This is a genomic window from Streptomyces sp. G45, from assembly GCF_049542095.1.
Lineage (GTDB): Bacteria > Actinomycetota > Actinomycetes > Streptomycetales > Streptomycetaceae > Streptomyces.
In genome coordinates this window covers 2,676,487-2,695,820 of record NZ_JBMUZU010000001.1, presented here as the reverse complement: position 1 = coordinate 2,695,820, position 19,334 = coordinate 2,676,487, and the positions used below count along the sequence as shown (strand labels likewise).

Here is a 19,334-nt window from a genome sequence, read left to right as displayed (position 1 = left end):
GGACGTACGCGACGTACACGGGTTCGGCGAGGAGCGAGGACAGTGCAGCGCTGGCGTGGCTTGGAGGACATTCCCCAGGACTGGGGGCGCAGCGTCGTCACCATTGGTTCCTACGACGGCGTGCACCGAGGGCACCAGCTCATCATCGGCCGTGCGGTGGCCCGCGCCCGTGAGCTGGGCGTGCCCGCCGTGGTCGTCACCTTCGACCCGCACCCGAGCGAGGTCGTCCGCCCCGGCAGCCACCCGCCGCTGCTCGCCCCGCACCACCGGCGCGCCGAGCTGATGGCGCAGCTGGGCGTGGACGCCGTGCTGATCCTGCCGTTCACGACCGAGTTCTCGAAGCTGTCGCCCGCCGACTTCGTGGTGAAGGTCCTCGTCGACAAGCTGCACGCCAGGGCCGTCGTCGAGGGCCCCGACTTCCGCTTCGGCCACCGCGCCGCGGGCAATGTGGAGGTCCTCGCCGAGCTGGGCGAGACGTACGACTACGAGGTCGAGGTCATCGACCTGTACGTCAGCGGCGAGGCGGGCGGCGGCCAGCCGTTCTCGTCCACGCTGACCCGCCGCCTGGTCGCCGAGGGCGACGTGGCGGGCGCCCGCGAGATCCTCGGCCGCCCGCACCGCGTCGAGGGCGTCGTCGTCCGCGGCGCCCAGCGCGGCCGCGAGCTGGGCTTCCCGACGGCCAACGTGGAGACGCTGCCGCACACCGCGATCCCCGCCGACGGCGTGTACGCGGGCTGGCTGCACGCCCAGGGCGAGGCGATGCCCGCGGCGATCTCCGTGGGCACCAACCCGCAGTTCGACGGCACCGAGCGCACGGTCGAGGCCTACGCCATCGACCGCGTGGGCCTCGATCTGTACGGGCTGCACGTGGCCGTGGACTTCCTGGCCTTCGTACGGGGACAGGCGAAGTTCGAGTCCATCGACGAGCTTCTTGTCGCCATGGGGAACGACGTCAAGAAGGCCCGGGAACTCGTCGAGCGGTTCGAGGCGGAGCGGGGCTGAGGCCCTAATCACGCCCTGGAACTTCCTGGAGACATCGCCGGGTCCATCGACGTGCTTCAGCGGGCCATGTCACACCTCGATCAGTTCTTGGGCGAGATCCCGGAGTTTCCCAGGTAGGGCCCACCTGGAGAGTGACCCACCGGACAGGCCCTGGTCGCGTATGCGCCGTTCGATCGAGCGTTCGCGCAGGTCTGTTGAGCAGCTGGTCATGGCAGCGGTGGCGGTGGCGGTGGCGGTGTGGAGCGTGTTCCCCGTGTGCGGCGGTTGAGCCGCAGCAGCGCCGCGCTGGTCATGTCCGCGGCGCGGCGTAGGTCGTCGGCCAGGGCAGCGATGCGTGAGGCGTCGAGCACGGAAGCTCCGACCGCGGCGACGATGCTCCCGTCAGGTGCGTACACGGGTGCGGCCGCGGTGTGCACCCCCAGAGTGTCGAGGCAGCCGAAGGCAAGGCCGCGGTCGCGGGCCCGGGTGAGGAGCCGTCCCCATTGGCGGGCGGAGTACGGCGTCGGTGGTTCCGTCCGGGGGGTGTGGATGGACATGATCTGTTCGGCTACCGATCCAGAGGGCAGCAGGGTCCCCGAACCGCAGGGGAGAACCTCGTTGACCTCGCCGAGGATCCCACACACGATCATGGCGCGGTCGGTCTCGGCGACAGTCAAGCCGATGCTGGTGCCCGGCGCGTTCGAGGCCAGTTGCCGCAATGGATGACCCGCTGCCAGGCGGAGCGTCCGCGCGGAAGACTGCCACGACTGGCCGAGCTGGAACATGCGGGAACCCATCTGGTAGCGACCGGCGTGACGGCGTACGGCGCCAAGCGCGAGGAGTTGCTCCAGCAGCCGGTGCGCGGTGGCCTTGGGCAGGTTCGCGCCGACCGCCAGCTGGGTCAGACCGGCCTCCCCGACCCGGCTGAGTTCTTCGAGCAGCGCGAACGCGCCCTCCAACACCCCACGCCCGCCGCCTCTGTGCGCTTCTGGTCTGCCGCCCACCGCCGCTCCCTGCTTCTTCGATGGGCCCGGCGCTCACCGCCGTGCCGGGTACCTGGGGTGCGTGTCGGTCCGCTCAGCGGACCGAAGCCTGGCCGTGCTGCTTGCGCTCGGAGACCCTCTTTCACGCAAGACCCGCGCGCTCCATCAATTGCACTCGACCAAATCCGAGAGGGCAACGCCATGGAAAGCACGCCGTTGCCGACGAAGGAGCACGGGAGTCTGCACACGGTACGATCCCGCGCCGGCACACGACATCTCGTTGGCCTCACCACACGCGCCCTCGCGGTGCTCATCGCCCCGACTGCCACGGCGCCTGCGGCGTCCGCTCAACCGTCGATCAACTCACCGGCCTCTTCGCAGAACAAGTCCTGGTACTCCCGCGACAAGGGCGCCGAGCACCATGACGGGTTCGAGGACCCAGCAGGGGCCGCAAGCAGATCGTCTCTACGGGGGCCGCCGGGATGGCGGCACACCGGGCGACGCGTGCAGCCGCCATGAGGGGGCAGCGAGCCCGTGGCCGGACTCCCGCAGCAAGGTGCGCGCGTTCCGCGTCGAGAGCTGATCCATCCACGCCATCCACGCCATCCATGGCAGTCATCCCAGCCATCCCAGCCATCAAGGAGGAGTTATGACCGCACTCACCCTCGCAAGAGGTCTTCGCCCGGCGCCGGGCAGCAGCAGCCTCGGCCGCTACGGACCGCTGCGGCTCGTCGTGTCGCTCGTCGTCGCGGCCTGCCTGACCGTGCTCTTCGGCCCCGCCACGGCGTCCGCCGCGACGGGCACCTGGACCGACCAGCGCGCCTTCGGCGGCAGCACGAGCGCGAGCCCGGCGCTCGCCGAGTTCAACGGCCGCCTCTACGCGGTATGGAAAGGCACGGGCGACGACCAGCGCATCTTCTTCGCCTCCAGCCCCGACGGCTCCACGTGGACCGAGCAGCGTCCGCTGGTGGGCGGCACCAGCACCGCTCCCGCGCTCGCCGAGTTCAACGGCCGCCTCTATCTGGTCTGGAAGGGGATCGGCGACGATCAGCGTGTCTTCTACGCATCCACGGCGGACGGCTCCCGTTGGACGGAGCAGCGTCCGTTGGTGGGCGGCACCAACACCAGTCCGGCGCTCGCCGAGTTCAACGGCCGCCTCTATCTGGTCTGGAAGGGGATCGGCGACGATCAGCGCGTCTTCTACGCATCCACGGCGGACGGCTCAGCCTGGTCGGACCAGCAGACGCTGACCGGCGCCCGCACCGACAGGGCCCCGACTGCGACCGCGTTCGGCGGGCGGCTCTACGTGGCCTGGAAGGGCGCCGGTGAGGCACGCGTCCACCACGCGACGAGCTCCGACGGCCTGGTGTGGGACCAGCGCGGCCCGCTCGGCGGCGTCGGCGGTACAAGCCACGGCCCCTCCCTGACGGTCTTCCACGGCGCGCTCTTCGTGGCGTGGAAGGGAGCGGGTGACGACCCGCGCATCTTCTACAACGCCAGCGCGAACGGCGGGACCTTCGGCTCCCAGGCCACGTTCGGCGGCGGCACGAGCAACGGCCCGGCGCTCGCGCCCTTCGACAACCGTCTGTACGGGGCGTGGAAGGGGCAGGGCGGCGACGGGCGCCTGTTCTTCTCGTCCAGTGCCGACGCCCGTCCCTGAGGCGAGCGTCGGGCGCTGCCTCTGCCAGCATCTCGTGCGGCAGCGGAGCAGGTCCCGGATCGGCGAGTGACCGCTCCCGTCCCGCTGGGCCAGGCCAGCGGGACGGGAGCGTGTTCGCGACGGGCGGGACGGCGACTTCTGTCCCACGGGCAACACGCCACCTCTGACCTGCGGCATCGAGGTTGAAGAACACCTGCTTAGTCGCCGGACGGGCTGTTCCCTCCTGCCGCCGCCCAGTGGCAGGCCACCTGCGTGATGCCCGCCCCCGACAGGACCGGCAGGTCCTTCGTCCGGCAGTCCCGCGCCACCCCGGCGCGCTCGGCCTCGCCCCCGGCGAGGATCTGGCAGCGGGCGTGGAACCGGCAGCCCGACGGGACGCGGGACGGATCCGGGGGCTCGCCGGTGAGGACCACCGGCTCGCCCTCGGCCTCCGGCAGGACGGACAACAGGGCCTGGGTGTACGGGTGCTGAGGCGCCGTCAGGACCTCCTCCACCGCGCCGGTCTCCACGATGCGGCCCAGGTACATCACCGCCACGCGGTCCGCGATGTTCCAGGCGAGCCCCAGGTCGTGGGTCACCACCAGCGCGGACAGGCCCAGTTCGTCCCGCAGCCGCAGCAGCAGCGCCAGGATCTCGCCGCGCACCGACGCGTCCAGGGACGCCACCGGCTCGTCCGCCACGATGAGTTCCGGCTCCAGGACGAGCGCGCCCGCGATGACCACGCGCTGGCGCTGCCCGCCGGACAGCTCGTGCGGGTAGCGCAGGAAGAACCGCTCCGGCGGCCGCAGGCCCGCCCGTGACAGGGCGTCGGCGACGGCCGCCTGCTCGTCCCCGGCGTACCCGTGGATCCGCAGCCCCTCCGCGACCGCCTCGTACACGGTGTGCCGAGGGTTGAGCGAGCCGCTCGGGTCCTGGAGCACCAGCTGCACCCGCTTGCGGTACGCCTTCAGGGCGCGGCCCCGGTAGCTGAGCGGCCTTCCGGCGAACGTGACCTGGCCCGACGTCGGCGGGACCAGGCCGAGCAGGGACCGCGCGAGCGTCGTCTTGCCGCAGCCGGACTCGCCGACCAGCGCGACGATCTCACCCGGCCGGATGTCCAGGTCCACGCCGTCCACCGCCCGCGCCGGGTCCGCGCCCCGCCTCCCGGGGAAGGTGATGTGCAGCTTCGACGCGGACAGCAGCGGCGCCCCGCCGTCGGGGCGCGCGTCCGGGGTGAGGGTGGATTCGGTGGTCATGCGCGTCTCCTCGCGGCCGGGGACCTGGGTGTCACGGCGTACGAAGCCGCCTTCTGGCCGTACGGGGCCGTCATGGCGTCCCCTCCACCGCGGGCGCCGACGCCTGCTGGGCGGGGACCTGGGCCACGTGGACGCAGGCCGCCTGGTGGGCCGGGCCCGCCGCGCGCAGGTGCTGGTCCTGACTGGCGCAGGTGTCCAGGGCGACCGGGCAGCGGGGGTGGAAGGTGCAGCCGGACGGCAGCGCCGAGGGGTCCGGCGGGTCGCCCGGCAGGCCCTGGGGCGCGAACCGCGAGCCGAGGTCGCCGATGCGGGGAACGCCGCCGACAGGGCCTTGCCGTACGGGTGCTGCGCCCGCTCGTACACGTCGCGGGCCGGGCCCTGTTCGACGACCCGGCCCGCGTACATCACCGCGAGCCGGTCGCAGGTGTCGGCGAGGACCGCCAGGTCGTGGCTGATCATGATGAGGCCCAGGTCCTGGTCGGCCACCAGCTGCTCGATCAGGCGGAGGATCTGCGCCTGGATCATCACGTCGAGCGCGGTGGTCGGCTCGTCGGCGATGATCAGGCGCGGGTCGCAGGCGAGCGCCATCGCGATCATCACGCGCTGGCGCTGGCCGCCGGACAGCTCGTGCGGGTAGGCGTCCGCGCGGGCGCCCGGCAGGCCCACGTGTTCGAGCAGCTCACGGGCCTTCTTCTTGGCGGCGCCCGGGGTGGCCTTCTTGTGCAGCAGGATCGGCTCGGCGATCTGGTCGCCGATGCGGTGCACCGCGTTCAGGGAGTGCATGGCGCCCTGGAAGACCACGGAGACGCCCGCCCAGCGGACCGCGCGGACCCGGCCCCACTTCATCGTGAGCACGTCCTCGCCGTCCAGCAGGATCTCGCCGGTCACCCGCGTCCCCGCGGGCAGCAGCCGCAGCAGGGCGAGCGCCAGCGTGGACTTGCCGCAGCCCGACTCGCCCGCCACGCCCAGCTTGTGCCCCGCGCCCACGGTGAGGTCGACCCCGCGCACGGCGGCGGCCCCGGACGCGTACGTCACTTCGAGGTTCCTGACGTCGAGCAGCGGCTGCCCGGCGGCCGACTGGTCTGATGCGGTGGTCAACGGGACACTCCCAGCCTGGGGTTGAGCACGGACTCCACGGTCCGCCCGCACAGCGTGAACGCGAGCGCGACCACGGCGATGGCGATGCCGGGCGGCGCCAGGTACCACCAGTCGCCCGCGCTGACCGCGCCCGCCTCACGGGCGTCCTGGAGCAGACCGCCCCAGGAGACCGCCGTCGGGTCGCCGAGGCCGAGGAACGCGAGCGTGGCCTCGGTGAGGATGGCGTCGGAGATGATCAGGGTGGTCTGCGCCAGGACCAGCGGCATCACGTTCGGCAGCACGTGCCGCAGCATGATGTGGGTGTGGCCGCCGCCGAGCGCCTGAGCCCGCTCGATGTACGGGCGGGACTCCACGGCGAGGGTCTGCGCGCGCACCAGGCGCGCCGTCTTCGGCCAGGTCGTCACGCCGATCGCCACGATGATCGTGGTCAGGGAGCCCTCCATCACGACCGCCAGGGCGATCGCGAGCACCAGCGTGGGCATCACCAGGAACCAGTCGGTGACGCGCATCATCACCGTGCCGTACCAGCCGCGGTAGTGCCCGGCCGTGATGCCGACGACCGTGCCGATCGCCACCGACAGGAACGCCGCGAGCAGCCCGATGGTCAGCGAGATCCGCGCCCCGTACACGAGCAGCGCCAGCAGGTCGCGGCCGAACTGGTCGGTGCCGAGCGGGAACTCGGCGCTCGGGGACTCCAGGGCCTTGCCCGGCGCGCGCGTGACGCTGTCCGCGTCCGAGCCGACGAGCAGCGGCGCGAGGACCGCCGCGAGCGCGATCAGGACGAGCACGGCCAGGCCGAACAGCCCCGACCGGTGCGTGCGGTAGGAGCGCCAGAAGCGTAGCGCGGACTGGCGGCGGCGGGCCCGGGCGAGCGCCCGCCTGCTCTTGGCCACCGGCGCTCCGGGCGCGGCGGACACCTCGGCTGTGTCGGTGGTCATCGGCCCACCCTCGGGTCGAGCAGCGGATAGATCACGTCGGCGACGGTGTTCATCAGGATCACCGCGACGGCGAAGACGAAGAACAGGCCCTGCACCAGCGGCAGGTCGGGCACGCTGAGCGCCTGGTAGAAGAGGCTGCCGAGCCCCGGCCAGGAGAACACGGTCTCCACCAGGATGGCGCCCGCGACCACCGTGCCCAGGTTCACGAACATCAGCGTCACCGTGGGAAGGAGCGCGTTCGGCACGGCGTGGCGGCGGCGCACCAGGTCGTCCCGCAGCCCCTTGGCGCGCGCGGTCGTCAGATAGTCGCTGCCCATCTCGTCCAGGAGCGAGGAGCGCATCACGAGCAGCGTCTGCGCGTACCCGACGGCGACCAGCGTGAGCACCGGGAGCACCATGTGGTGCGCCACGTCGGCGACGTACGCGAAGCCGCTCTCGTCGCCGCTCTCCATGCCGCCCGTGGGGAACATGTCGGGCAGCGGCCCCGCGCCCACGGAGAACGTGATGATCAGCAGCAGGCCCAGCCAGAACGACGGCACCGAGTACAGCGTGAGCGCGAGCCCGGTGTGGAAGCGGTCGCCGAGGCGGCCGTTGCGCCACGCGGCGCGCGTGCCCAGCCAGATGCCGATGACCGTGTAGAGGACGTACGCCGTGCCGGTGAGCCACAGCGTCGGGCCGAGCGCCTCGGTGATCTTGTCCATGACGGGCGCGTGGAACTGGTACGAGGTGCCGAAGTCCCCGGTCAGGACGTTTCCGCAGTAGTCCGTGAACTGCTTCCACATCGGGTCGTCGAGCCCGAACTCCTGGCGCATCGCCGCCAGTTGCTCGCTCGACACGCGGCGCCCGCCGGTCATCTGCTTCACCGGGTCGCCCGGGATGAGCCGGAACAGGAAGAAGCTGGTGACGAGCACGGCGAACATCGACACGAGGGCGCCGCCGAGCTTCCCGGCGACGTACGTCAGGTAGGCGGCGGTGTCCCGCGCCCGCGGGCCCCGGCCCCGGGGACCGGCCCCGGTGGCCGGTCCGCCGGGCCGCTCCGCCTCGGCCTCGGCGGCGAGGATCGCCGCCGGATTGCTCTCGCTTGCGGTCATGCGCTACTCGCGGTGTTGTGGGTCATCCGTTGTTCGCGGTCCTCTGCGGTCGAGCGGCGGCTGGTCAGCGACGGCTATTCACGGTCCTCCGCGGTCGAGCGGCGGCGCAGGGCGATCAGGGCCCCGCCGCCCGCGAGCACCACCGCGGCGGCGGCGATACCGATGATGACACCGGTGGAGCCGCCGTCATCGGAACCGCCGTCCCCACTCGCCGGGACCGCCGACCACCAACTCCAATAGCCGTCCTGGCCGTAGATGTTGCCCGCGGCGGACGGCATGGTGGTGATGGACTTGATCTGGTCCGTGCGGTAGGCCTCGACGGCGTTGGGGTACGCCATCACGTTCATATAGCCCGAGTCGTACAGCCAGGACTGCATCCGCTTGACGAGCGCGGCCCGCTTGGCCGGGTCGTACTCGGCGAGCTGCTTGTCGTACAGGTCGTCGAACTTCTTGTCGCAGATGAAGTTGTCGGTGGCCGCGCTCTCCTTGGCCTTCTCGGGCAGCGCCGGGCAGGTGTGGATGCCGAGGACGAAGTCCGGGTCCGGGTTCACGGACCAGCCGTCGAAGGCGAGGTCGTACTCACCGGCGTACCACGGCACCGACACGTCGTCGAGGCAGTTCACCTTGAGCCCGATGCCCAGCTCGCCCCACCACTCCTTGAGGTACTTTCCGACGGCCTTGTCGTTGGGGTCCGTGGCATGGCACAGGATGCGGAAGTTCAGCGCCCGGCCGTCCTTGCCGACGCGCTTCCCGTCGCCGTTCTTCTTGTAGCCCGCCTGGTCGAGCAGGGCGGCCGCTTTCTTCGGGTCGTACTTCAGCTCCTGCTCGGGGGACGGCTTCCAGGCGTAGTCGGAGAACCGCGGCGGAATGTAGCCCGCGCCCTCCACCGCGTTCCCCTGGAAGACCTTGTCGACGATCGTCTTGCGGTCCACGGACAGGAAGAGCGCCTGGCGGACCCGCTTGTCGAGCAGCGCGGGATGGCCGTCGCCGAACTTCTTGCCGTCCCTGGTGCGGGCCCCGGGGTTGGTGGCGATGGCGAAGAAGCGGCGCCCCGGCCCGTTGTTGACCTTGATGTCGCTCTGGCCCTTGAGCCCGTTGGCCTGCGCGGGGGTGAGCGCGGGCTGCCCGGCGACGAAGGACACCTCGCCCTTCTTCAGGGCGGCGACGGCCGCGTCCTGGTCCTTGTACGTCTTGAAGACCAGCTCGTCGAACTTGGGCGCCCCGCGCCAGAACTTCTTGTTGGCCCGCAGCTTCACGTACTGGTCGGTCTTGAAGTCGGTCAGGACGAACGGCCCGTTCCCGACGACGGGGAAGTCCTCGTCGTTGTTGAACTTGGAGATGTCGTCGACCTTCTCCCACACGTGCTTGGGCACGATCGGCACGTCCAGGGCCGTCATCGTCGACTGCGGCTTCTTCAGCTCGATGACGAGCTTCGTCGGCGACGGCGCCGTCACCTTCTTGAAGTTGGTGACGAAGTTCGAGTTGGCGGTGGCCGTGCCCTCCTTGGACATCATCTTGTTGAACGTCCAGGCGGCGTCCTCGGCCGTGGCCTTCTTCCCGTCCGACCAGGTGGAGTCCGACCGGATGGTGTACGTCCAGGTCAGCTTGTCCGCCGACGGCTGCCACTTCTCGGCGAAGCCCGGGACGACGTGGTTGTCCTTCGGGTCGTAGTTGGTCAGGTACTCGTACGTCAGCCGGTGGATGCTGGTGCTGAGCAGCCGCTGGGCGATGAACGGGCTGAGCGAGTCGACGCTCTGCGCCACGGCCACCGTGAGCGTCTTCTTGCCGTCGTCACCGGCCCGCGCCTGCTGCGGGGCCGGGTTGAGCGGTGTCGCGAGACCCGCGGTGAGGACGAGGGCGGCGAGGGCGCCGCCCGCGAGGGCGAGCCGGGGGCGCGGGGAGCGGCGGGGCCGCCGGGCAAGGGGGGCGGGACCGGCGGGGCCGGGGCGGGGGGAGCGGGTTCTGCCGTGCTGATCTCGTGTGTCCATGGCTCGGTGACCTCGCGTCATCGCTCGCGCAGAGATGGCTGGTTACGGCTGCTGGATCAGTGCTGGATCAAGGGGGGCGGGCTGGTTGATGTGTGTGTCTACCAGCGCCAGTCTGCGCGCGTCAACGGCAGGTGAACCCCATGTGGCCTGCGGAAATAACGAGTTGGCCGGGATTTCATCCGCATTGGTCAAGACCACTGACGCACCCCTGGCCAGGGGGTGGCGGTGGTCCTGGCCGTGGGGTCGGCCCTGCTGTGGCCTGGGGCGCGGGTGCGGCGGGTGTGGCGGGCGGACAAGGCGAAGGGCCCGCGCCGGGGTGGCGCGGGCCCAGATGGGTGAGGTGCCGGTTGGCCGTGTGTCCGTACGGCCGGATGGCTGAACGCCGGGTGCTGCGGCGTGCGGCCCGGGGCTACTGCTGGGGCGGGGCCTCGGGGGTGTCCGCCGCCGGGTGGGGCGGGTGGGGGGTCTGGGGTGGTGGCACGGGGGCGCCGAGGGCTCCGGGGGCTCCGGTGGGCTGGCCCGGCTGGGCGGCCGGGGTCGGGGCCGGGGTTCCCCAGCCCTGGCCCGGCTGCGGGTACGGCTGGGGGGCCTGGGGCGGGACTCCGTACGGCTGCTGGGGCGGTGCGGCGGAGGGGTCGGGGGCCGCGTAGGGGGGCGCCGCCTGGGCGGGGGCCGCCTGCTGCGGGACCGCTGTGCCCGGCGCGTACCCCTGGCCCTGGCCCGGCAGCGGTGGAGCCACCCGCGGCGGCGGGTTGCCGTCCGACGTCCACAGCCCCTGGGCCTGCTGCGCCCGCGTGAAGTCCTCCGCGACCATCGCCGCCAGCGTGAAGTACGCCTCGCGCACCTTGGGCCGCATCATGTCGAGGTTGACCTCGGCACCCGCGGCCAGGTGCTCGTCGAAGGGCACCACGACCACGCCGCGGCAGCGCGTCTCGAAGTGCGCCACGATGTCCTCGACCTTGATCAGCTTGCCGGTCTCGCGCACTCCGGAGATCACCGTGATGGACCGCTGCACGAGGTCCGCGTACCCGTGCGCGGCCAGCCAGTCCAGCGTCGTGGACGCGCTGCTCGCCCCGTCCACGGACGGCGTGGAGATGATGATGAGCTGGTCGGCGAGGTCCAGCACCCCGCGCATCGCGCTGTACAGCAGGCCCGTGCCCGAGTCCGTCAGGATGATCGGGTACTGCTTGCCGAGCACGTCGATCGCGCGCCGGTAGTCCTCGTCGTTGAACGTCGTGGACACGGCCGGGTCGACGTCGTTGGCGATGATCTCCAGACCGGACGGCGCCTGCGAGGTGAAGCGCCGGATGTCCATGTACGAGTTGAGGTACGGGATCGCCTGGACGAGGTCGCGGATGGTGGCCCCGGTCTCGCGCCGCACGCGCCGCCCGAGCGTACCGGCGTCCGGGTTGGCGTCGATCGCGAGGATCTTGTCCTGGCGCTCGCTGGCGAGGGTCGAGCCGAGCGCGGTCGTCGTGGTGGTCTTGCCGACGCCGCCCTTGAGGCTGATCACCGCGATGCGGTAGCAGGAGAGGACCGGGGTGCGGATCAGCTCCAGCTTCCGCTGGCGCTCGGCCTCCTCCTTCTTCCCGCCGAACCGGAACCGCGAGCCGCCGCCCACGGGCCTGCTGCTCTTCGTCCGCTGCTTCTTGTTGCTGAGCAGCCGGTCGGAGGACAGCTCCACCGCCGCGGTGTAGCCCAGCGGGGCGCCCGGGTTGGTCCGCTCCCGCTGGTCGTGCTGCACGGGCTGCGGCCAGGCGGCACCGGCGCGGGGGTCCAGCGGGGGCTGGGGGGCGGCGGGCTGGGGTTGGGGCTGCGGTTGGGGTTGGGGCTGCGGGGCGGAGTCCGGCGCGGGGGCGGGCTGAGCCTGGGCCAGGGGCTGTGCCTGGGGGTCGGGCTGCGACTGGGGGGCGAACGGGGCCTGGGCGTGGGGCTGCGGCTGCGCCGGGGGCTGGGGCTGCTGTGCCCATGGGCCCGGCTGGACCGGCTGCGGGGCGGCGGGCTGGGCGCCCTGCGCGGGCGGCAGGGGCTGACCGGTCTGGGCGGCTGGCTGGACCGGCTGGTGGGGCGGCTGCGGCAGCGGCTGGGGGAGCGGGGGCTGCCCCGGCTGCGGCTGGTACCCGGCGGGCAGGGGCAACTGCCCTTGCGGCTGGGGCGCGACCGGCTGCTGGGGGGCCGGGGGGTTCTGGGGGAAGCCGTAGCCGCTGGGCTGGGGGGTGCCGGGGGTGGGGAAGCCGTAACCGCTCTGGGGTGCCGGGGGCGTCTCGGCCGCGGGGGCGGGGGGCGGCGCGGTGGGGGCGGTCCAGGGCTGCGGGGGTGCGGCGGGGGCCTCGGCCTCGGCGGCCTGCGGAGGCGTGGGCGGTTGCGCGGGCGCGGCGTCCTGCGCGGGCTCGGCGGCCGCCTCGGCTTCGGCTTCGGCGGTTTGCGGGGTGGCCTGTGCGGTTGTCTGCGCGGCTGCCTGCGGGGTGTCCGTCGGCGCGGGCGGCTGCGCGGCGGCCTGCGTCGGGACCGGCCACTGCGGCGCGGGCGTGGGCGCGGCGGGCTGGAACGCGGGCGGCAGCGGAGGCAGTCCGCCCTGTGGCGCGGGTGGCGCGGGCGGCGGGGTCCAGGCAGGCGGTGCGGCTTCCCGCACGTCGGCGTCGGCGTCGGCCGTGGCGGCTTCCGCGCCGGTGGTGTCCTTGGCGGTTGCGTCGGCGCTGGTCGCGTCAGCGGAGTCGGCCGCGGGGGTGCTGGGCCCGTCGGTGCTGGCCACGTCGGCTGCGCTGGTGCTGGCCACGCTGGCTGCGCTGGTGCTGGCGGCGTCGGCCGTGTCGGTGCCGAGGGCGCCGGTGGCCTCCGAGGCGCTCACGCCCCGCCCGTCACCTTCGCCATCCGCGCTCCCGTCCGCGGCTTCGGCGTCCGCGGCCGCGACCGTCCCGTCCGCGTCCGCGTCATCCGCGTCGTCACGGTCAGCGTCACGGGCCTCGGCGGTCGTCGCTCCCACGCGCGGGTCGACGGTGTCCCGGCCGTCAGCGTCATCGCCCCTGTCACCGTCGGCGCCGACCCCCTGGGCCTGGCCTTCGGCGCCATCCTCACCGGCCGCGCCCTCGGCGCTCGGGTCGCCCTGCTCACGCTTGGAGTCACCCTCGTCCTCGGCCTGGGCACGCGTGGCCATCTCCCGCCTCAAGGCGGCCGGGGAGAACCGCATGGTGGCGCCGCTCTCCAGATCACCGCCCCCAAGACTCGTGACAGCGGCCTCGGATGTGTCACGCCCGGCGTTCTCGTCGTCCCCGGACGCCACGGAGGGCACGGGCGAACCGATGGGCTCACCCGTGGGCGGCGGCGGAGTCGCCCAGTCCCGCTGCACCGCCTCACTCACCGCGAGCTTGGGCACGGCACCGGCGGAACCGGTCGCGGCCTCCGGTGCGCCCCCGACCACGGGAGCGGACACGGGAAGCGGAGGCACGGCCACAGGCGAGGCGGCGTACGCCGTGTCCGATGCCGCACCGGCCCCCGATGCACCGGCACCCGACTCCGAAACCGCGTCGACGGCGGACTCCGCCCCGGACGCGACCCCGGCGTCGGAACTCGACGCCGGATCCGCCCCGGACCCCGAGGCGTCCCCCGCGCTTCCGGAGGCGTTCTGCGTGTACCAGGCGGGAGGGGCGTAATCGATGGTGAACTCGCCCGTCGTCTCGGCAGCGGACTCCGCGTCGGACTGATCGTCGACGGGTGTGTCCCAGCCGCCGCGGATCTCGTCCCGATCGCTGTTCACAATGCCTCCTGATGTGGTCGAGCACGCTCGTGCCGTGGTGGGGGGCGACCGTTCCTGTCGTCCGATCCGCCTGGCTCTCCCCGTGTGAGGGACGCGCGCGTCCCGCTCGCGGGTTCTGGAGTCGCGCCCCGTCCCAGCCTAATCACCAACAGCATGAGCACGGCAGGCCAGTCCGCCCCACGCTCTCCGGCAGACGAAGCCCCGCTCCACTCAACCCCGTTCAGCCGCACACCACGACGGCACGCAAACCGGTCAACATCCGGATAACACCGCAAAAACCAAGCAACTCCCCGAACCGGCTGAAGTCAACGAACCGGCCGAAGCCAACGAGCCGAGCGAACTTGACGGAGCGAACTCGACGGAGCGAGCGAACTCAGCGAGCCGACCGGCTCTCAGCGAGCCGGGCACCCCCGGCAACGCAGCCACCCCAATGAGCCCGACCACCCGGCGGATTCGCTGAGCCTGCTCAACCCGCTACACCCGCTGAATCCACAAACCGCTTTGGACCCGCTAGACCCGCCAGACCCGCTCAACCCGGCAAGCCCAGCCCGCGCCTCCGCCCCCGCCCCCCCGGAACCCCTCAGTCCATCCTCCGAGCCGCCCCCAACAACCCCACCTCCGCGTCGGTGCCCTGTGTCACCACGTACTGCCGATCGCGCTCGGCGCACCACAGCGTCACCCCGTCCGCGAGCGTCGGCAGCGCCTCGACCTCGCTCCGTGAGAGGCCCAGGGCCCGCCCGACCTGCGTGGCCTCGTCCGGGGAGATCCGCTGCACGCCGACGAGCCGCGCCTGCCGGATGAGCCGCGGGGCGACCGGACTCACGTACGGCAGCAGCGTGAGGACGGACTGCCAGGGCCCGGAGACCACCCGCCCCCGGGGCGGCCGCATCCCGCAGTCGCGGACCACGAGCACGGGGTTCCCGGCGGACGCGCCCTGCGGTGGCACCCGCCCCACGTCGTGCACGGACATCCCGCTCGGCCCGACCCCGAGCGCCCGCACCAACTGGGCCCAGGACGCGGCCCGTCCGGTCTCCACGGCCACCCGCGCCCCCGTGGCGGCGGCCCGCAGCGCGATCACCTGCGCGGTCCAGAGGCCACCGATGAGGAGAACGTCGTGCGGGGTGGGCCGGTTGACGCCCAGGACGGCGGGCTGGCGCTGGGAGTCCAAGCCGATGACGACCCCGTCGTCCCCCAGGCGGAGCGCCAGCTCCTCGACCTCGTCGGCGCTCAGCACGTGCCGCCCGTGGCGCGGGCCGAGCAGCCCCAACGCGCGGGTCACGGCGGCCATCAGCGCGCACCTCCCAGCGGCAGCGTGGCGAGCATTCCCGGAAGCTGCTCGCGGTCGAGCCGGGCCAGCGCGACCCCGGCCTGCCGGGCGCCGGACTCCAACGCCTGGCGGGCCGCGACGAGTTCGGTGCCGCCGCGCCCGGTCACGCGCACGTGCCCGGACATCGACACGTCCCGCCCCTGGCCGGGCCGCAGCGTCAGGCTGAAGGTGGTGGCGAGCGTCGGAACCGCCGTGAGCAGCGTGACGAGCTGCGCGAGCGACGGGCCGCCGGTGCCGCCGAGCCGTGGCCAGCGGCGTATCCAGTACGTGGTGTGCCGACGGTTGTCGCAGCGCCAGGAGCGTGTGGACTCCTCGGTGCGCCGCTCCGGGGCGTCGGCCCGCCCCGACTGCGCGGTGACCAGGGGGTTGGCGCCCGCCGATGTGGCGATGGCGGCGATCAGGTCCTCCTCCGTCAGCACCGTCGTACGGAACCCCTGCCCCGTCAGTCGGCTCGCCAGCTGGTCGGCGGCGCGGACCACGCACTTCTGGGCGCCGACGAGCCCGCCGCCGCGCGCCGCGACGGCCTCGGGGCACAGCTGGGGGTCCAGCTTGAGGGCGATCCAGGTGATCCGGACCGACGGGGATCCGGTCTGCGCCTGGAGCGGCGCGTAGTTGCTGACGGCGACGGACTGCTGGGGGAGGTGCAGCGCGGGCGCGGGCTGGGTGTGCAGCACGACCTGGGCGGACTCGAGGCGGATGCCGTCTACGGAGAGGGCGTCCCGCACCAGGCCCAGCGGCAGGGGCTGGCGCCGGTGCGCGACCCGCAGTGCCGTGCCGTCCGACTCGACCTGGAGGACCGCCGTCACGAACGTTCCGTCCCCGACCATCCCGACCTCCCGGCGGTCGCGGCCCCGATGGGTGAACGTCCGCAGGGACGGGTCGCATTCGAGCGCCGGGGCGAACGCGGGATCCGTGCCCGGAGGCACGCGGATCCCGGCCGCCCGGCGTCTGCGGGCGCGCAACGCCTGGGCCGTGCCCCACAGTTCGGGCAGGGACCGCCCGTGCCGCCGGGCCACGGCGAGCAGCACGAGCGCCCCGGCGACGACCGCCGCGGGCACCAGGAGCAGCGAGTCGGCCACCCAGGCGGCGAGCAGCAGGGCGGCCGCGACCTCCAGCAGTACGAGGCGTTGCAGACGGAACGGGCCCAACCGGCGGGAGCGCGAGCGCAAAGGGGGCGCTATGACGGCTCCGGCGCGCGGCGCGCCCGGCGCGACGGCCCCCGCCGCCCCGCCCGTTGGCTCACCGTTCCCCGCGCGCGCCCGGGTCCGCGTCATGGAAGCCATCAGCCCAACCCCCCGAAAGTACGCCGAAAGTACGCCGAAAAGACACCGAATTGCCCTGACAGGCACGGCTCTTGAGGCTCCGGAACCTAACCCGCCACACACAAGCGATTACATAACATGCATAGTAGGGGCTGGGTCTGACAACGGAGGGCTAGGGCCACGCGCCGCCCGCGCTGACAGGGGGATTCGCACAGTCATGGCATCACGGCGCGACGAACTCAACGCCTACACCTTCGCGAAGCGCCGTACGCTCGCGGCCTTCCTCCAGCCCTCGCCGTCCGGCTCGGAGGAGGGCGCCCCGCGCCCGTTGCGCGGAGTGGTGCCCGGACTCGTCGTCGGGGTGGTCGTCCTCGCGGTGTTCGGCGCCTGGGGGATGTTCAGACCGGCCGCCAAGCCGGGCTGGGACACCCCGAAGGAGCACGTGATCATCGCCAGCAAGTCCACCACGCGGTACGTCGTGCTCAAGACCGACGGCAAGCGCCAGCTCCACCCGGTGCTCAACATGGCCTCGGCGAAGCTCCTCCTCGACGCGGACAAGGGCGACGTCATCAAGGTCGACGAGTCCGTCCTGGACAGCGGCAGGATTCCGCACGGCGCGACGGTCGGCATTCCCTACGCCCCGGACCGCCTGCCCTCCGCCGAGGAGGCCGGTTCCGCGAAGCGCTGGGCCGTGTGCGAGCGGCCGGTCCAGGGCGGCGGGGCCATCCAGAAGGCCGCGTTCGTGCTCGCGGACCGCGAGCGGGACAGGACGGACGGCCGCGAACGGCTCGGCGGCGGCGAGCTGTTGTACGTGGCCGGTCCGGACGGCACCCGCTATGTGGTCGACGCCCACGGGGAGGCGTACCGCATCGCGAGCGACTCCGAGGTGCTCCTGCGGACGGTGGTGGGCTCCGGCCGCGAGCCGCAGCGCGTGTCCCGGGACTGGCTCGCCACGCTGCACCGGGGCGACCGGATCGTCTTCCCGAAGGTGGACGGCGTCCCCGGAGCGGAGGCCCACGTCCCCGGCCTGCGCGACCGCCAGGCGAACAGGGTGGGCATGGTCCTCAGAGCGAGGGACGGCGACACCTGGCGGTACTACGTGGTGCTGCCCCGGCGCGTGGCGCCCGTGTCCGACTTCGTCGCGCACCTGCTCATGAGCAGCCCCGAGCTGAAGGACGTGATGAGGAGCGGCAGCGCCCGCAGCGTCCACGCGGCCTCCATCAGGCCCGGCGCCGCCTTCGCGGCGGGGTACGACTGGCCGGACCAGCGCCCGAGGCTGCCCAACGAGGCCTCCACCACGCCCTCGACCAGGGCCAAGAACCGCGCCACGGTGTGCAGCGTGCTGCGCGACGTGGACGCCGACGGCACCACCACGCTGAGCACATGGCAGGGCCGCGGCTTCCCCGCGCCTCTGCCCACGGGCTCCTCCAGCGCGTACGTGACGCCCGGCTCGGGCCAGCTCTACCGCCAGTTCACCGGCAGGGACACCAAGTCCGGCGGCGTCTTCCTGGCCACGGACACGGGCCTGCGGTACGCGATGCAGTCCAACAGCGACAGTGCCACGGACGACGCGGGCATCGGCACCACCAAGAAGCAGCGCGAGCAGCAGGAGCAGGAGGCGCGGCAGGCCCAGACGCGCCTGGGGTACGCGGACGCGGAGGTGAGCCGGGTCCCCGCGGCCTGGTCCAAGTTCCTGCCCACGGGCCCGCGCCTGTCGACGGCGGCGGCGCGTCAGCCGCAGGGTTCCTGAGCGAGCGGAGGACCGCCCACGATGACGCCGCCGACCGCACGCCGCGCCGCGACTGCCGCCGCGGCGCTGATCGCCACCGCCGCCGTTGCCGTACCTCCGGCGGCCGCCGCTCCGTCACCCTCGGACCAGTGCCAGTTCCCGAACAGGCCGTACGCGGGCCGCCCCTGGTCGCTGCAGCGCGTCCTCCTCGACGAACTGTGGCGCCAGTCCACCGGCAAGGGCGTCAGGGTGGCGGTGATCGACACCGGCGTGGACGTCCGCAACCCCCAGCTCAAGCGGGCGGTGGACGCCTCCAGCGGCCAGAACTTCCTCGACCGGAACCTCAAGGACGACAACGGCAACAAGATCGACCGGGGCAAGAAGGACGGCACCTCGGACTCGGTCGGCCACGGCACGCGCGTAGCGGGCATCATCGCCGCCCGCCCCGCCAAGAACACGGGCTTCGTGGGCCTGGCCCCCGGTGCGACGATCATCCCCATCACGCAGAACGACGCGGAGGGCCACGGCACGACCGAAACGCTGGCCAAGGCCATCGACCACGCGGTCGACCAGGGCGCCGACGTCATCAACATCTCCCAGGACACGGCCAACGCGGCCAAGCCCGCCCCCCAGCTCCAGCAGGCCGTGAACAGGGCGCTCGACAAGAACCGCGTCATCGTCGCCTCCGCGGGCAACGACGGCCAGGGCGGCAACGTCAAGCCCACGTACCCCGCGTCGTACGAGGGCGTCCTGGCCGTCGCGGCGTCCGACCGCAACAACGAACGCGCCCCCTTCTCCCAGTCCGGCGAGTTCGTCGACGTGGCGGCCCCGGGCGTGGACATGATCTCCACGGTCCCCATCGGCGGCCACTGCTCCGACAACGGCACGAGCTTCGCCGCGCCCTATGTGGCCGCCGTCGCCGCCCTCCTCAAGGCCAAGCACCCCCAGTGGACCCCCGGCCAGATCACCGCCCAGATCCAGCAGACCGCCGAACGCTCCATCCCCGGCCGCGACCGCCTGGTCGGCTGGGGCGTCGTGGACCCGGTCCGAGCCCTCACCGAAGACGACCACCCCATCAACCACCCCCAGGCCCAAGAGGGCCTCCAACGGGGCAAGCCCCCACCCCCGCCAAACTCCACCTGGGCGAAACAGCCTCAGAGCGCACGGCCCGCGTCGCCACGTACGTCGTGGCAACGGCTGCGGTGGTGGTGGCGGGCTTGGGAGGAGTGGGAGTCACGGTGCGCGACGCCCGACGCCGCCGGTCCCAGAAGGAGCCGCAAGCCTGAGA

The 19,334-nt window shown here is 72.7% G+C and carries 11 protein-coding genes and 2 pseudogenes; 4 read left to right on the top strand and 9 right to left on the bottom strand.

Annotation, left to right across the window (positions count from 1 at the left end; translation table 11 throughout):
• Window positions 1-42: 42 nt before the first annotated feature.
• On the top strand, window positions 43-1,002 hold the full coding sequence (locus tag ACOBQU_RS10605) for a bifunctional riboflavin kinase/FAD synthetase (RefSeq protein WP_423626077.1): 960 nt from the start codon (window positions 43-45) through the stop codon (window positions 1,000-1,002).
• Between the two features lie 206 nt (window positions 1,003-1,208).
• Here ACOBQU_RS10605 and ACOBQU_RS10600 read toward each other — a convergent pair whose 3' ends face one another.
• Window positions 1,209-1,943 (bottom strand): helix-turn-helix domain-containing protein, encoded by a 735-nt coding sequence (locus tag ACOBQU_RS10600; protein ID WP_423626075.1) that lies wholly within the window; start codon window positions 1,941-1,943, stop codon window positions 1,209-1,211.
• A 670-nt stretch (window positions 1,944-2,613) separates the two neighbouring features.
• Between ACOBQU_RS10600 and ACOBQU_RS10595 the strand changes: the two genes are divergently transcribed.
• A complete protein-coding gene (locus ACOBQU_RS10595) occupies window positions 2,614-3,624 on the top strand; it encodes a hypothetical protein (RefSeq protein WP_423626073.1) in 1,011 nt (336 codons plus the stop codon).
• A gap of 197 nt (window positions 3,625-3,821) precedes the next feature.
• On the opposite strand, the gene ACOBQU_RS10590 is transcribed toward ACOBQU_RS10595, so the two are convergent.
• From ACOBQU_RS10590 to eccE, 8 genes and pseudogenes are all read right to left on the bottom strand, one after another.
• Entirely contained in the window at window positions 3,822-4,859 is a 1,038-nt protein-coding gene (locus ACOBQU_RS10590; RefSeq protein ID WP_423626072.1) for an oligopeptide/dipeptide ABC transporter ATP-binding protein, read from the bottom strand.
• A gap of 70 nt (window positions 4,860-4,929) precedes the next feature.
• Window positions 4,930-5,957 (bottom strand): annotated as a pseudogene (locus ACOBQU_RS10585) (ABC transporter ATP-binding protein).
• Entirely contained in the window at window positions 5,954-6,895 is a 942-nt protein-coding gene (locus tag ACOBQU_RS10580) for an ABC transporter permease (protein ID WP_423626069.1), read from the bottom strand. The pseudogene ACOBQU_RS10585 and the gene ACOBQU_RS10580 overlap by 4 nt, the downstream one beginning before the upstream one ends.
• The gene (locus tag ACOBQU_RS10575; RefSeq protein ID WP_423626067.1) at window positions 6,892-7,986 is read right to left on the bottom strand and encodes an ABC transporter permease; all 1,095 of its coding nucleotides are present in this window, start codon (window positions 7,984-7,986) and stop codon (window positions 6,892-6,894) included. The genes ACOBQU_RS10580 and ACOBQU_RS10575 overlap by 4 nt, the downstream gene beginning before the upstream one ends.
• A 74-nt stretch (window positions 7,987-8,060) precedes the next feature.
• Entirely contained in the window at window positions 8,061-9,974 is a 1,914-nt protein-coding gene (locus ACOBQU_RS10570) for an ABC transporter substrate-binding protein (RefSeq protein WP_423626066.1), read from the bottom strand.
• Window positions 9,975-10,383: 409 nt separating this feature from the next.
• Window positions 10,384-13,728: an SCO5717 family growth-regulating ATPase gene (locus ACOBQU_RS10565; RefSeq protein WP_423626064.1), complete on the bottom strand. Its 3,345-nt coding sequence runs from the start codon at window positions 13,726-13,728 to the stop codon at window positions 10,384-10,386.
• A 580-nt stretch (window positions 13,729-14,308) separates the two neighbouring features.
• A complete protein-coding gene (locus tag ACOBQU_RS10560; RefSeq protein ID WP_423626062.1) occupies window positions 14,309-15,016 on the bottom strand; it encodes a hypothetical protein in 708 nt (235 codons plus the stop codon).
• Window positions 15,016-16,338 carry a type VII secretion protein EccE gene (eccE, locus tag ACOBQU_RS10555; protein WP_423626060.1) on the bottom strand — a complete coding sequence of 441 codons (1,323 nt, stop codon included), beginning with the start codon at window positions 16,336-16,338 and terminating at the stop codon, window positions 15,016-15,018. Before eccE ends, ACOBQU_RS10560 begins: the two co-directional genes overlap by 1 nt.
• Before the next feature lie 196 nt (window positions 16,339-16,534).
• On the opposite strand from eccE, the gene eccB reads away from it, so the two are divergent.
• Both eccB and mycP read left to right on the top strand, forming a co-directional pair.
• Complete coding sequence (eccB, locus tag ACOBQU_RS10550; protein WP_423626059.1) at window positions 16,535-18,067, top strand: type VII secretion protein EccB; 1,533 nt, start codon at window positions 16,535-16,537, stop codon at window positions 18,065-18,067.
• A 21-nt stretch (window positions 18,068-18,088) separates the two neighbouring features.
• Window positions 18,089-19,332: pseudogene (gene mycP / locus ACOBQU_RS10545) on the top strand (type VII secretion-associated serine protease mycosin).
• Window positions 19,333-19,334 lie beyond the last annotated feature (2 nt).